This is a genomic window from Pseudarthrobacter sp. RHLT3-21, from assembly GCF_059383495.1.
In genome coordinates this window covers 59,702-73,957 of record NZ_JBWZCI010000022.1, presented here as the reverse complement: position 1 = coordinate 73,957, position 14,256 = coordinate 59,702, and the positions used below count along the sequence as shown (strand labels likewise).

General features: G+C 61.6%; 13 protein-coding genes. 1 reads left to right on the top strand and 12 read right to left on the bottom strand.

Going from position 1 to position 14,256, the window contains the following annotated elements:
• Window positions 1-89: 89 nt before the first annotated feature.
• The 5 genes from AC50YA_RS18680 to AC50YA_RS18660 all read right to left on the bottom strand — a co-directional run bounded on the left by AC50YA_RS18680 (window position 90) and on the right by AC50YA_RS18660 (window position 5,441).
• Entirely contained in the window at window positions 90-548 is a 459-nt protein-coding gene (locus tag AC50YA_RS18680; protein ID WP_494983708.1) for an MBL fold metallo-hydrolase, read from the bottom strand.
• 153 nt (window positions 549-701) lie between these two features.
• Entirely contained in the window at window positions 702-1,871 is a 1,170-nt protein-coding gene (locus AC50YA_RS18675) for an MFS transporter (RefSeq protein WP_494983707.1), read from the bottom strand.
• Window positions 1,872-2,404: 533 nt separating this feature from the next.
• Window positions 2,405-3,634: an acetyl-CoA C-acetyltransferase gene (locus AC50YA_RS18670; protein ID WP_494983706.1), complete on the bottom strand. Its 1,230-nt coding sequence runs from the start codon at window positions 3,632-3,634 to the stop codon at window positions 2,405-2,407.
• A gap of 305 nt (window positions 3,635-3,939) precedes the next feature.
• Window positions 3,940-4,641, bottom strand: coding sequence for a CoA transferase subunit B (locus tag AC50YA_RS18665; RefSeq protein ID WP_494983705.1), 702 nt, complete (start codon window positions 4,639-4,641; stop codon window positions 3,940-3,942).
• Between the two features lie 80 nt (window positions 4,642-4,721).
• A complete protein-coding gene (locus tag AC50YA_RS18660) occupies window positions 4,722-5,441 on the bottom strand; it encodes a CoA transferase subunit A (protein WP_494983704.1) in 720 nt (239 codons plus the stop codon).
• Window positions 5,442-5,627: 186 nt separating this feature from the next.
• Here AC50YA_RS18660 and AC50YA_RS18655 point away from each other — a divergent pair, with 186 nt between their 5' ends.
• Complete coding sequence (locus AC50YA_RS18655; RefSeq protein ID WP_494983703.1) at window positions 5,628-6,404, top strand: IclR family transcriptional regulator; 777 nt, start codon at window positions 5,628-5,630, stop codon at window positions 6,402-6,404.
• 293 nt (window positions 6,405-6,697) lie between these two features.
• On the opposite strand, the gene AC50YA_RS18650 is transcribed toward AC50YA_RS18655, so the two are convergent.
• From AC50YA_RS18650 to AC50YA_RS18620, 7 genes are read right to left on the bottom strand one after another with little or no spacing between them, the layout of a single operon-like run.
• Window positions 6,698-7,579, bottom strand: a complete 882-nt coding sequence (locus AC50YA_RS18650) for a cyclase family protein (protein WP_494983702.1) — start codon at window positions 7,577-7,579, stop codon at window positions 6,698-6,700.
• Between the two features lie 33 nt (window positions 7,580-7,612).
• Window positions 7,613-9,313 (bottom strand): class I adenylate-forming enzyme family protein, encoded by a 1,701-nt coding sequence (locus AC50YA_RS18645; protein ID WP_494983701.1) that lies wholly within the window; start codon window positions 9,311-9,313, stop codon window positions 7,613-7,615.
• Window positions 9,310-10,359, bottom strand: coding sequence for an alcohol dehydrogenase catalytic domain-containing protein (locus AC50YA_RS18640; RefSeq protein WP_494983700.1), 1,050 nt, complete (start codon window positions 10,357-10,359; stop codon window positions 9,310-9,312). Before AC50YA_RS18640 ends, AC50YA_RS18645 begins: the two co-directional genes overlap by 4 nt.
• A 21-nt stretch (window positions 10,360-10,380) precedes the next feature.
• Entirely contained in the window at window positions 10,381-10,881 is a 501-nt protein-coding gene (locus AC50YA_RS18635; RefSeq protein WP_494983699.1) for a Zn-ribbon domain-containing OB-fold protein, read from the bottom strand.
• Between the two features lies 1 nt (window position 10,882).
• On the bottom strand, window positions 10,883-12,073 hold the full coding sequence (locus AC50YA_RS18630; RefSeq protein ID WP_494983698.1) for a thiolase family protein: 1,191 nt from the start codon (window positions 12,071-12,073) through the stop codon (window positions 10,883-10,885).
• The gene (locus tag AC50YA_RS18625; RefSeq protein WP_494983697.1) at window positions 12,070-13,122 is read right to left on the bottom strand and encodes a thiolase family protein; all 1,053 of its coding nucleotides are present in this window, start codon (window positions 13,120-13,122) and stop codon (window positions 12,070-12,072) included. The genes AC50YA_RS18630 and AC50YA_RS18625 overlap by 4 nt, the downstream gene beginning before the upstream one ends.
• A gap of 25 nt (window positions 13,123-13,147) precedes the next feature.
• Complete coding sequence (locus tag AC50YA_RS18620) at window positions 13,148-13,975, bottom strand: IclR family transcriptional regulator (RefSeq protein ID WP_494983696.1); 828 nt, start codon at window positions 13,973-13,975, stop codon at window positions 13,148-13,150.
• Window positions 13,976-14,256 lie beyond the last annotated feature (281 nt).

The window sequence follows — 14,256 nt, the reverse complement described above, 5'->3', positions numbered from 1 at the left end:
GCTCGATACGCACCGCCGCGATCTCTTCATTCCGCATGATCCGAAATTAACAGACCCCGAACAGGATTAAAAGACCTGCACCAAAAAACCTAACAAAGTACTACTAGGGGAACACCCCACAAGGCAAATTGGACGCGGTCAGCCGCGACTTGCGAAGCAGTATCACCGTCGACGAAGACGCTACGAACTTCGTTTGCGCCCATGGCCACCCACGCGCCGGATGCGTCCCGTAGCCGGGCTGCCATACCCAGATGGTCGGAATGATAATGCGTGGCCACTATCCCGCTTACGTCCGTGATAGCCAAGCCGGCTACCCGCAGCCCGGACTCCAGGTGCCTCCAGCCTTCATCGCTGTCCCAGCCTGGATCTATGAGCACGATGTCTCCCCCAGTAAGCACATAGCTGAGCGTGTACCGCATTGGGTTGTTCGGGAACGGAACAGGAACGGACCAAACACCCTCGCGGATGCGCTCCACAGGAGGCAGGACTTTTTCCCGCCAGGCAGCTTTCTGCTCATGGCCGGTAACGGTGATCGGCAAACCGTTCATTGAACCCTTCCGGTACTCAAGAAAGAAACCCGGTAGCAACAAGTGTGTATTTCTGTCATCGCGCACTGCACAAACGAAGTCTTCACCAACTCATATGGCTTAGATCCGGCAGACTTTGCGTCTGCCAGGACAGGGAAACCGTTGATGCCGATATTAGCGGTCACGAGGTTCTGCCTGACCGGGAACCCGGATCATAATCGGCCAGGTGAGCAGGGCGATCGTAGCTGCGCCAACAAGGACCCAACCGGGGGAAGCCACGACGTCAAGCTGGGTGACTATCCACGGTAATGAGAAGCCAACATAGGTCAGGCAATAGAAGACAGCAGTTACGGTCGCGAGATCGTCGGGCGCGGCTAAGCATTCGACCATCGTCAGACCAGCAATGAGCAGCATTCCGTAGGCGCTGCCAAGGATCAGCGCGCAGATGATAAGGAGGAAAGGTTGTCCGGTCCACGCCGTGACTGAAGCCAGAAGAAGACCTGCGATGAGGCTGCCAATCCCGACATGGAGGGGTAGACCGGCTCTGTGACGCTCGAGACGGCGGGCCAAGGGCTGGACGAGAACGCCGGTGCCCAAGGTTAGGCCGGCTGACACCCCGCTGACGACGACACCAAAATGGCCAACCGAGACCAAGCCCGGAAGCACAACCAGGGCCGTCGTCACCGCTCCGAACACCCAGGGTGCGCTCGGGAGTACCTTGCGGAGGAAGACTGGATTCTTAAACGTTATCCAGAGTTCTGTCTTTAGCACGCGTGCGGTCGCAGATGGTTTATGGACCGTTTCTGGGGCAGCCCACGTCAATGGGGCGATGGCAATCATGAGTATGACATGTAGGACATACGGCAGCGTTTCCGGATAGGGGAGCCACTGGGCGAGACTGCCTGCCAAAAGAGGTCCAATTGCAAATCCGGCGGATAGGGATACTGCCGCTCGGCGTGCTCCACTGCCATAGGGGGCGTCAGATGAGAGTTCTTTGATCCACGCGGTTCCCGGTCCGAAAGCGGCGCCAGAAGCAACTCCTGCCAGCAGGCGACCGCAGAGGAGCAGCCCGAAGTCGTGTGCACCGACCATGAGGACGACGGAGGCAAGGCCCGAGAGAACAAAGACAGGGAGCATGATGGGTCGGCGACCGAGCTTATCCGACAGTGGACCTGCCACCAGGAGTGCAGGGATCAAGCCGATCGCGTAGACGCCGAAGAGCGCCGACACCTCTGCCTCAGGGGTGTACTCGCGGTAGACCAGCAATAGGGGCGTGAATTGGTTCGCCCCCCAACCGACGGCGAACATTGTCACAGCAACGCGAAGCCAAGCTTGCGACATCATCCGCCATCCTTCATCCGTAGATCCTTATGCGACGTTATGGGTTGTTCCCCACCGATGACGGTGCGCTTTAACCTTGTGACCTGAGCCAGATTTCGTAGCCGTCGAGTTTATCTATCAGGAGGCGGTTCTCGACACCGTGTGGCAATAGCCAAAGCATTCTTGAGTCCGCCGTGACTGCCTCGACGCACCCGGTTCTGAGAAAGGCTCCATTCCTGTGGACTTCGACGATAGCGGACGGTAGCCGATACCAATCTTCAACTCTGTAGATGCCCATCTTGTCCTCCTTTCCACGCTGGGGACGAACAGAGGTACTTTCGCCTGGACTTCTGCACAACCACGGACCCACTGCGCCTGGATGAAAATTAGCAATTAGCAGGCGTCAGCAACCTACTTGCTACAGCTGCTCTTTTGAAGGGAAGCGATGATCGACAGCCGTGGCGAATGCGCATTCACCACCATCCAGGAGATCTGCGTGCGTTCGCCCCCCGAGTCTCATCGGCCTCGGAGGGGACAGCTGCCGCGCGCAAGTTCCCTCAGCGCACACCGTTCGGGGCGTGCAGAATCATCGCATCGCCTTGGCCTCCTCCGCCACACAAAGCGGCTACACCAACCCCTGATCCGCGGAGGCCAAGCTGCAACGCGATGTGTAGGACAAGTCTGGCTCCTGATGCTCCGATCGGATGTCCCAGCGCCAGCGCTCCCCCGCTGCTGTTGATCTTGTCGTCCGGCACGCCGAGGGCGCCGGCACTTGCCAGGGCGACGGCGGCAAAGGCTTCATTGATTTCGATGAAATCGAAGTCGGCTGGCGTCAATCCCTCGCTAGCAGCGGCTTGTTCGATGGCGCGGGCGGGTTGGTGCTGGAGGGTGGAGTCCGGGCCGGCTACGGATGAATATGCGCCGATCTCGGCAATCCAAGACAGGCCGCGCTCTTCCGCAGCTCGCCGGCTCATCAAAATCAGGGCTGCTGCACCGTCGGAAATTGGCGACGCAGTTCCGGCAGTGATTGTTCCGTCCGGACCAAAGGCCGGCCGGAGTTTTGTCAGGGACTCCAGGTTGATGTCGTCACGGACAGTTTCATCCTCGCTGAGGATGACAGGTTCACCCCGCCGCTGCGGAACCTTCACGGCGGCGATCTCCCTGTCAAAGGTCCCATCTTTACGGGCCCGGGCTGCCCGCTGGTGGCTCATAAGGGCGTACTCGTCCTGCTGGCGGCGCGTGTATCCGCCGTGCCGGGTGTTGGCTGCGTCCGTCAGAGCACCCATGGACTGGCCCGTGAATGAATCCCACAGCCCGTCGTAGTTCATGGAGTCGACAGCCGTGAAGTCGCCGTAGCGGTTGCCTATGCGCGACGCCGGGAGGAGGTGCGGTGCCTGTGACATCGATTCCATTCCTCCGGCGATGACGATTTCTGCTGCCCCTGTGCGGATCAGCCGGTCAGCGTCGGCGATGGCGGCGATTCCCGAGAGGCAGACCTTGTTCACGTTAGTGGCCGGCACGTCCATGCCTAGGCCGCCCAGAGAGGCTGCCTGACGGGCGGGAATCTGTCCGGCACCGGCGGTGAGGACTTGGCCCATGATGACATGGTCAACTGCCTCGGCCGGTACCCTGCAGCGCTCCAGCGCCGCTTGGATGGCCATGCCGCCCAGTTCGGCGGCAGAGAAACCGGACAGTGCGCCCAGGAGCTTGCCGAACGGGGTTCGAGCGCCCCCGATCACAACTGTCCGCTCGGAGGGGGTAGGTGGTGTCGGTTGTTTTGCGGTCATAGCCTTGATCCTGTTCAGCCGGCAATGCTGGCATGGGGGTCGATGTTGAATTGAAATAGAAAGTCAGCGTCGGGACGCCGCGGTGCCGATGTCTGGTGGCTGATGGACAATTTTGTGTATTGGGAGAGATTCCGGATTCCGGTCCGGCATTTTGCACGTTACGGGGACGAAGGACGGCTGCTCCGACAACTGGGACTGCCAATGACCTCGGCTGTGCTTTGGACAATGAGAGATCCATCGGTTGTCGAGAAGGCTGTGGTTCCAACCGGTGAGCAGGACGCCTTTGCAAAACTGTTCTTGCAGACTTACGAAGGTGTTCCTTCCAAAATGACGGCTCTTTCCAGGGCGGGGCCGGGCGTTTCAAGGGCAACGCCAAACTCGGCCTCGGTCTTCTCGCGGATTTCCTCCACGGTGGCCCCCGGCGCGAGGCGGGTCAGCGTCAAGTGCCGGCCGCCGTCGTACTTTATGAGGTCAAAGACAGCGAGGTCGCTGATAATGCGGTCCACGCAGCTCAGGCCTGTGAGTGGCAGGGTGCACTCGGTGACGATCTTTGCGGTGCCGTCCTTGGCGTTGTGTTCGGTCAGGACCACGACGCGCGGTGTGCCGGCGACGAGGTCCATGGCGCCGCCCATGCCCTTGACCATTTTGCCGGGGATGGTCCAGTTGGCGAGGTCGCCGTTGCCGGAGACCTGCATGGCGCCCAGGATGGCGACCTTGACGTGGCCGCCGCGGATCATCCCGAAGGACGTGGCGGAGTCGAAGATGCTGCCGCCGGGCAGGACGGTCACGGTCTGCTTGCCGGCGTTGATGAGGTCGGCGTCTTCCTCGCCCTCGCAGGGGAACGGGCCCATGCCGAGGAGGCCGTTTTCGCTTTGCAGGACCACGCGGACGCCGGTGGGCAGGTTGTTGGCTACCAGCGTGGGAATGCCGATGCCCAGGTTCACGTAGTCGCCGTCGTTCAGTTCCTCGGCCGCGATGGCAGCCATTTCATCCCTGGTCCAGGCCATGGGGTTCTCCTTGGGGTTCAAAAGTTTGCGGGGGTTTAAGTGTTCGTTCGCGCTGGGGTGGGGCAGACCGGGGTAGACGTTCAGGCGGGGGCTGTTGCCGCTTCCCGGGGGCGGACGGTGCGCTGTTCGATGTCCTTCACCCGGCCGCTCGCCTGGACCAGGTGCTGGACGTACACCCCCGGGGTGACGATGTGGTTCGGATCCAGTGCGCCGGGCTCCACAATGACTTCGGCTTCGGCGATGGTCACCCGGCCGGCGGTGGCCACCACCGGGTTGAAGTTCCGGGCGGTGTAGCGGTAGATCAGGTTGCCGTCGGTGTCCGCCGTGTGGGCGTGGACCAGCGCGACGTCGGCGCGGATGGCCCGTTCCTGGACGTACGTTTCGCCGTCGAACTCCGCCAGCGGCTTGCCCTCGGCAACCAGGGTTCCCACTCCGGTCTTGGTGTAGAAGGCGGGGATGCCGGCGCCCCCGGCGCGCAGGCGCTCGGCCAGGGTGCCCTGCGGGGTGAATTCCACCTCCAGTTTTCCGGCGAGGTACTGCTCGGCGAAGAGCTTATTCTCGCCCACATAGGAGGCAATGACCTTGCGGACCTGGCCGGCTTCGATCAGCACGCCGAGGCCCTTGCCGTCGACACCCATGTTGTTGGAGACCACGGTGAGGTCCTTGACGCCGGAATCGCGGACGGCCTCGATGAGGTCCGACGGGATGCCGCTCAGACCAAACCCCCCCACGGCAAGCGTGATGCCGTCCCTCAACACGTCCTGGAGCGCCTGCGCGGCCCCGGATTTCATCTTCGACATTCGTATCTCCTCGTTGGGCTGTTCTCATCATCCACCTTGTGGACAACTTCAGTAAGATTTTGAGCTTAGGTGTTCAAAAGTGGGGCCGTCAAGGGGACCCACTGCACGGATTCAGAACTAAACCAGAATGTGAACGCTAGAATCAGAAGCGTCCATATAGTGGAGTAAATCTAGAATGGTGGCGGTATGAAACAGAAGTCAGTGCAGGGCGCGCAGGTTGTCAGCCGGGTAGCGATGCTGCTCAGGTTGGTGGCCCGCAAACCCGCAGGAAGCTCCATTGCCAGCTTGGTCCAAGAATCCGGTCTGACTCGCCCGACAGTCCATCGCCTGCTCAGCTCACTCATGGCCGAAGGCCTGCTGGACCACGACGCGACAACCGGCAAGTGGCTGCTCGGACCGGAAATACTCCTCATGGGATCCGTAGCCTCGGCCCGGTTTCCCCTCGAAGACATCGCCCGGCCAAGCCTGCGCCGGCTCGCTGAAGAAACCGGTGAAAGCGCCTTCTTCTCCGTCCGTCGCGGGAACGAGACCGTATGCTTGCTGCGCGAGGAAGGAAGCTTTCCGGTGCGGTCCTTCGTTCTGCACGAAGGTGTCCGCTTCCCGCTGGGAGTCGCGTCGGCCGGAACCGCAATCATGGCATTCCTCAGCGAGGAGGAACAGGAAGAGTTTTTCGCCAATTGGGTAGCCCATGCCGGATCCTTCGCCGCCGGCCATACGGAGGGTGCAGCCCGCACCAACCTGGCACAGACCCGCTCGAAGGGGTATTCGGTCAACCCGGGCCTTGTCCTTGAAGGAAGCTGGGGCATGGGAGCTGCAGTCTTTGACCACCGCGGACGGCCGGCCTGGGCGCTGTCCCTGACTGGCATCGAATCCAGATTCCGTGAGGACCGCCAGGAAGTGCTGGGACGGCTCCTGATGGAGGAAGCACACCGGATCACGAACCAACTCCAGCAGTCGGGATGAGGAGGTGCTGGCCTTTAACAGCTCATGCCCGGCACCTTGGCACCCGCCACGTGGACCGGCTCCTGCACCACGCCCACATCTGCCAGACCACCGGCGATTTGGGTCGTCTGCTCCCAGGCCCTCGCAGGACAATGTAGGCGCCAACTGACCAAACCCGAACCGACTACGTCCCACTTAGATGACCCGCCTTAATACGGAGTGCCACGTGTGGCGTCTCTGACTGCCTGGATCAAGTTGGAGGCCAGCCGAGGGGGTCATCCTGCATGGTTTCGTCCTGCGGCACATATTGGTGTTCACAATACGGCCAGAGGGGTGACGGGACTTCCGGTGGATCCCTGCAGGGGTAGCGGCGAGAGCACGAAAAGGAACGTTGAGGCGCCGGACTCTGCCAGTGCGGTCAGGTCAAGATTTTCAATCAGGGGAACTCCGTGCCGGTGGAGTAATCTCAGATGCACAGGGAAGGTGGCGCCAGCCGGGTCGGGCTGTACCTCGACTGCGTAGTTGTCTGCCCCGACGAGGGCGACGTCCTGATCGGCTAACCATCGCGCCCCGTCATCCGAAAGGCCTGGTTCCTGATCGAAGTATTCGTTGCTGGATCCTCTGCTTTGCCACCAGCCGGTGTGTAGCAGCACGGCATCGCCGGGTTTTGGAACAATGTCTGCCCGTGAGTAGGCGCTGATCAGGTCTTTGGCGTTGACGGGGGTCGATGGTGGCAGCGGGGCCCCGGAGGCCGCGACGAGGTCGATGAGTATACCGCGTGTCAGGGCTGGTGAAAGCTTATCTGCGCCGAGTTTCTGGGCGCCGGCCGTTGATCGGATGGCCGCCGAGGGGTGCCCGTTGAAGAGCTGGTCATCACTCCAGACGTGCGCGAGGGCATCGACGTGGGTGCCGCTGTGCGTCGACATCATAACCGTGTCTTCGGCGAAGCGAAAGCCTCCGGGGGACCGGGCTCCCAAAGCGTAGTCGCCGGCGTCCCGGTCCATGAACCGGGACATCCTGTTGCGATGCGGGGCAACACCAGCTTTCGGCCCGATCGGTTGGGCCAACGAGATGATCCTCCCCTCTGTTGGCAAGGCGAGGGCCGCAAGGACCTTTTGGGGACCGATGAGGTTAAGGGCGCCTAATTCGTCGTCCTCGCCCCATCGTCCCCAGTTGTTATTGGTCTCATTCACCATGACACATCCCTGGCTTCCCGTGCTGGAACTGAACTACGGCGTTTGGAGGAGAGCGTCAACGAGCGCCGCTGCAGGCTCGCTCAGTTCTCGTCTCATCATTTTTCCCGTTGAAGTGTAGGGAAGATGATCAACGATCGAAACCGCCCACGGCACTTTGAAACCGGCAATGGAACTCTTGCAGTACTCCTTAATGGCGGCTTCGGTCACCGCTGATCCGGGATGGATGACAACAAAGGCCACGGGGACTTCGCCTCGTGTGGGATGGGGGGCGCCTACAACCGCAACCTCTTCAACTGCCGGGTGGGTGTCGATGAAAGCCTCGACCTCAGACGGGGAGACGTTGATTCCGGAGGTCTTGATCATGTCTGTATGGCGGTTAAGGAACAGTACGGTGCCATCAGGACGCACCAGCCCTGTGTCGCCTGTACGGTACCAGCCGTCGTCAGTGAGGGCGCTGCGGGTCGCGTCCGGATTTCCGTAGTAGCCCTCCATGACACGCCCGCGTACCTGCAGTTCGCCGGGGGTTCCGAGCGGAACACCGGTTCCGCTCACGAGGTCCACGACGCGCAGCTCGATTCCGGGCAGAGGCGGCCCCTGGCTGACCAGGCGCTCCTCCGCCGCCATGGTGTGCGGTGTGACGCAGCAGTTTCCGTAGACCTCGGTTGATCCGTAGACGTTGCAGATTTCTGGAATATCAAGGTCCACAATGACGCGCCTGACCTCTTCTGGGCGGCCGATGATGAGTCCGGTGCGAAGGGAGGTGATTGCGCGGATCTCGGGCGCGGCCTCCTCTGCCAGGGCCAGGGCGATGCTGGGTAGCAGGTATGCCGCGGTGCAACGCTCCGCTGCAAGCACCTTTGCGGCGCTTTCCGGGCTGAAGCGTTCCTGCAGCACCAGGCACGCGCCGTGGGTCATCGTAGCCATCGCTGCGTTGGCCCCTCCGAAGCTCCAGAACAGCGGCGAGCTCAGCCATACCCTGTCCGAATGGTCCAGGCCCATCCTCGTTCCGATGGCATAGCCGTTTTCAATCAGGGCCCGGTGCTTCAGCGGCACTGCTTTTGGTTGCTGGGTGGTCCCGGAGGTGTAAAGGACCAGAGCGGTCGAGGCGCCGTCAGCCTGATTCGGCGGGACGGGCAAACCCGAGAAGGAGCGCATGAGGTCATGAAATTCACGGGCAGCAGATGGAATTTCCGTTCCAGCGGTGTCGTCGCCGATGAGAATAAGCTGCTTCAGCGCCGGAAACCGCCGGCTGGCCACCTCCCCCGGTTCAGCGCCCCAGAGTTCCGGGACGAGTTGCCGCAGCTCGCCCAGCAGGTCGGCGGACCGCACCGTGGGCACCATGATGAGAACCTCGGTCTCCGATGCACCCAACAGGTGCTCCAGATCCCAGGAATGCACCCAGGTGTTGAAGGTGTCCAGCCTGACGCCGAGCCGCAGGGCACCGAACGCGGCCACCAACCACTCCTCAACATTTGGGGCCAGGAGGGCAACACGGGACCGGTCCGTTACTCCCAATTGATTCAGTGCTGCCGAGAACTGCTGCGCCCGCCGCGCCAGCTCCGCATAGGAGAGGCGGCTGTCACCGGCCACCAGGGCAGGGGCGTCAGGCCGTACCGCCGCCTGATAATCCAGCAATTCGGGCAGGGTGGAACATTCCGGCGGTGTCTGTCCGTGGTCCCAGGGTATGGGGCCGACGACGTGTTCGGCGCTGATGGGGATTGCCATGGCTGTCATGGAATTAGAACCGCTCTTCCGGTAAGAGTCCGAGCGTCGAGGGCAGCGTGCGCTCCCGCAACCTCGCTCAATGTGAATGTCTGCGCAACAACGGGGCGAATCTTTGCGGCTGCCACCAGGCTCATGACTTCTTCCAAGTCATCCCGGGTGGCATGGGCCGAACCTATGATTTGAAGTTCCTTGACAATGGTCAGTCCAGGATCGAGACGAAGCGTTTCCGGGCGTACATTACCGATGAGCACCAGGCGCCCGTGCGGGGCCAGTGCCCGAAGGCTCATGGTGAACTGTGGTGCACCGGTGATTTCCAGCACGGCATTGGCGCCGCGCGGCCGGCCCAGTCTTGCCGCCGCTTCACGCAGTGAAGCTACGGTCGGTGCGACGACGACCTCTTCGGCTCCCGCGGCTGTGATCGCGGCTGTTTTTGCCTCGTCGCTTGTCGTGGCAATCACGCGGAATCCCAAGTGGCGGGCGAGCTGAACCGCGTTTAGCCCCACGCCGCCGCCGGCGCCTGTGACGATCACGACGTCGGAAGGCCCGAGCCGGGCCGCGCGCAGTGCACGCAGCCCGGTCCCCACGCCACATGAGAGGAAAGCCCCTGTGGCATCGTTGATGTTAGGCGGGAGCACGACAGCATTCAGTGGCCCCGCCAGCACGAATTCGGCGTAACCGCCCTGGACGTCGTCTCCATAGAAGCCGGGCCCCCGACGGCACTGGGACGTATGGCCGGCTTTGCAGTCGGCGCACGTGCCGCACGGCCGCCGTTGAACCAAAGCAACCCGCTTGCCCATCCAAGGTTCAAGCTCACGGGATCCCACAGACTCTACGACGCCGGCAATCTCATGGCCCAGGACGGCGCCTTGCTGGGCGGATAATTGCCCCTTGCGGGCCAGAGCGTCATGGCCGCACACCCCGCACGCTGCAACCCGCACGAGGAACTCCCCCGGTGCGGGGGCAGGTATCTCAATCTGGGCCGGTTCGAACACTTCCGGGCCTCCGAAGCCGCTTAGGCGCATGACCCGCATGAGGCCCGATGGGGTTACTGTCACTGGTTCTCCTAGACCTAGAGATTACTCGGCGTGGTTCTCGTCCAGCTCGAACCAGTAGTCGGCCGCGGTGCCGGTAGGCTTTTCGGAGAAACGAACAACGACCGGCGTGCCGATGGCCAAAGCCTTCACTGCCCTTGCCTGGTCAGTGAGATCAAGACCGCGGACATAGCCGACGAGGGCGGTGTCGGCGCCCTCAAGCATCGCGTAGGCGAGAGCGTAGGGAGGGGTGGGCAGACCTTTGAAAGGCTCATAGACGACGGTGAACATTTCGATCTTGCCCTTGGTGCCAACCTCAACCCAGTCACCGGTGGAGGTGTGGGTCTGGTCGTCGTAGGAGCGGGCGGGAACCAGTACTCGGCCGTCGGTAGCGCGGCGGCCGAGGATCTTTCCCTCTGTCAGGCCCTGAAGGAAGCGGGACGTCGTTTCGCCGAGCGCATGCTTGTACTCCAAGTCCCAGGTCTGTTCGTAGAAGACCGGGAAGGTGTCACTTGCAGGCTGCTTCTGGTCTGTTGAACTTGTCATCTTAGATCTCCTCGAGGTCGGTGCTGAGCACCATTGTTGAATAGAACTGGTGATCCCCGCCGATAGCGCTGGCCACTGCAATGCGTGCACCGGGCACCTGATGGGCGCCTGCACGGCCCAGAACCTGGTTGGCCGCTTCACCTACGCGAATCGTTCCGGTGACCGCAATCGGATTCGTGCAGAGGGTTCCGCCTGACGGGTTGACGATAGGGCCGTCACTGCCGAGGGCAAATTTGCCCTGGGCCAGCGCGGCCGGCGCCTTGCCCTTCTCAGCGAGCCCGGCGGCCTCAATAACGTGCAGTTCAACGCTGGAGAAAGGTGCGTAGATTTCCGCCGCGTCGATCTGCGTGAGAGGGTCGGTCAGGCCCGCCTGGTCGTAGGCGATCTGGAACGCCTTGGCAAGGGCATCAGCATCAGCGTGATCTCCGGCGGCCTTGGGGCCCACCCGGTTGCCCATCCAGTACGTCTCCGTGTTCTGACCGATCCCGCGGATCCACGCGGGCTTCATGCCGTTTGCCTTGGCGTACCGTTCGGAGACCAGCACAACACCGGCGGCCCCGGTGGATGCAGGACAGGCGTCTCCGAGCTTTATGGGCCATGCCAGGGTGCGGGTGGCGAGGACTTCCTCGACGGTGATCGGAGTCCGCAGATGAGCGTACGGATTGAGTGCCGCGTGGGCCCGGTTCTTCACGGTTACCAAGGCCATGTCACGTTCATCGCTGTCGTACAGATGCATGTAGCGCTGGGCTGAGAGCGCGAGCATGGAGATTGTGTTGAGAGGTACGGTGCGTTCATATCCGACGTCCCACATCTTGTTCAGAACTGATTGCGCCGAGCCGGATTCGGAAACACGGTCAGCGCCGGCAACCAAAACGACGTCGAACATGCCCGAGGCGACGTGCGTCCAGGCGGCCAAAACAGCACTCATCCCGGTCGCTCCGCCGTTGTTGACCCGCATGAACGGCTTTCCCGTTGCCCCGAGCGCGTCAATGACCCACCGTTCGCCGTTGCCTACGCCGATCAGCGCATCCGGTGCCAGCGGGTAAACGACCGCGTCGACATCGTCGATGGTGATGCCGGCGTCGGCAAGGGTGAGGTCAGCGCCTTCCTTGACGAGTTCCGGGAAGGTCACATCCGTCCTCGTGGTCACAAACTTCGATTGTCCGAATCCTGCAATTCCGACGTTAATCATGCTGCTCCTCCTTTGGAACTGCTGAAGACCATGACTGTCGCGCCCTGGCCGGCAAATCCGTTGAAACCTATCCCTGCACTCACTCGTGCTTTCGTGGCCGGCCCCGCAGCTGATGCCGGAGACCGCCGGACGGCCTCCGCCGCCGCCAGCATCCGTCCCAGACCCGAGACGTGCGGTGATGTGGGCTTCGCCCGCAGGGTTCCCGAACCGTTGATCTCGGCCCCGTCCCTGATCCGAAGCATTCGCGTGGCGGCCCGCACAGCGAATTCGCTGTCTCCGCCAATTTCTACGGCATCCCAGTGGTCACAGCCGGCGTCCGGTGTGCGGGCGGAAATCTGCTCTACAGCGAGGCGTAAGGAGCCCAGATCGCCCAGGTCCCGCGTGCCCAGCTCATAGCTCACTGTGGCCCAGCCTGTATCAAGGATCCAGGCAAGTTCGGCACCGTCCGGGAATCCGCCCTCAACGGCAAGGACTACGGCGTGAACGGCGTCACCACGGGCAGGAAGATCCTCTCGGCGCAGCGGCCAGGCAATCATTTCAGCTGGCTCAGGAGAGGTCTCTTCATTAGCCCAGGTCGACGCCTGGAGAGCCGCTGCAATGGTGTTGTTCATGCCGATCGGCCTCAGAAGATAAGGTTCCGCCGACATGAGCTCGGCACGGTCGGGGTCGACTGACTCGCTGGGCTTTGCCCAGCCAACTACCAGAACGTTCTTCCCTTGGCCTGCTTTGAGCCTCAGATAGGCGTAAGTGAGGGCGTGATCGCCGGAAGAGGCGATCATGGTGGTGTCCCGATCGACTCCACCGGAAGGGCCTGCTGCGGGCATGATGCTGATGACGCGCCCGTCTATCTGGTCATTGCCGCTGAGGACGACACTGTCCAGATCCTCGGCGGTAAGCCCCGCTGCTGTGAGCGCGGCGGTAGAGGTATCAAAGATCAGTTCTTCCAGGCTGCGGCTCGAATCATTGTTGATGACGGTGCTGTATGCCGATATGACGGCGACGGCGATGGCCGGGGTCGGAGGAGGCTGGACGCGGGCTGTTACGGACACAATGTGATCCTTACTGTCGGGGTAATTAGTAGGGGAGAGATTCCTCGAAGATGGGCGACCCTGCGTAGCCGGCACCGCTGCCACCGCTGGGAACGCTGACGCTTTCCTGCTTGGGAAGTCTTCCTGTAAGGCGAAGTTCGATGGCCGCTGAAGCGGCCTGCAGCTCCTTGCTCACTTCTTCGAGCCGGCCGTTTCCCAAAGTGCCCTTGAGGGCGGAAATGTGTGCGGCACCGATAATCTTGCCGGCGGGGTTGTGGATGGGAGTGGCAACGCCGATGATGCCGGTGACTGCTTCTTCCCGGGATACGCTGAGGTTGTTGCTTCTGATCCATTCCAGATCCCGGGTCAGTGCTTCCACGGTTGTGCAGGTTAGCGGAGTGAGGCTTTTAAGCGGACTGCTGAGCACTTCCTGACGGATGTCGCGGTCAAAAGCGGTAAACAATTTTCCTACAGCGGTTGCGTGCCGGTAGAGGGGTAAGCCCAGCGGGATATCGATGTTGATGCCCTGCCGGCCGCGAAAGCGGGCTGCGTACATGATCTGGTTACCCGTACGTATCGCCAAATAGACGTCAAACCCGACGCGTTCAACGAGGCCCTCGAGCTCCAGAGCCGCCACGTTAGTGATGTCGAATCGTTCCTGAACCTTAAACGAGAGCTTTATTGCCGCCGGACCGATATCGTATCCACCTTGCGTCGATTCTGTCATGCCCGCTCTGCTCATTGCTTTCAACAGGTCGTGCGTACTGCTGACGGGTAAGGAAAGAGCAGAACTGACCTGAGTCAGCGTCTGGGGACCGTGCACAGTAAGGAACTCCAGCACTTCAAAGATCCGCTTCAGCCGGTCGCTTTCCACGTCTACATCTCCTTCCCTGAATCTGGGACCCGGATTGCTCCACGTCCACCGGATACTTCGTTCCTTCGGAGATACGGAAAAAATTTCCGGATATTTGAAGTAAATCTTCCCCGTCAATTGAGCGCAAGCCTTCTTCGTGATCTCGGAAGAGTGAAGCGCCCTATGCTGCTTCACGGCGGGAGCACTCGACTGGCGACCGCCCTGCGGTTCGGCTTCTTCACCAAAGCATCTATACAAGTAACTCTCCGTGATCACGGAAAGTGGTTGTGCCTCCCCGAATC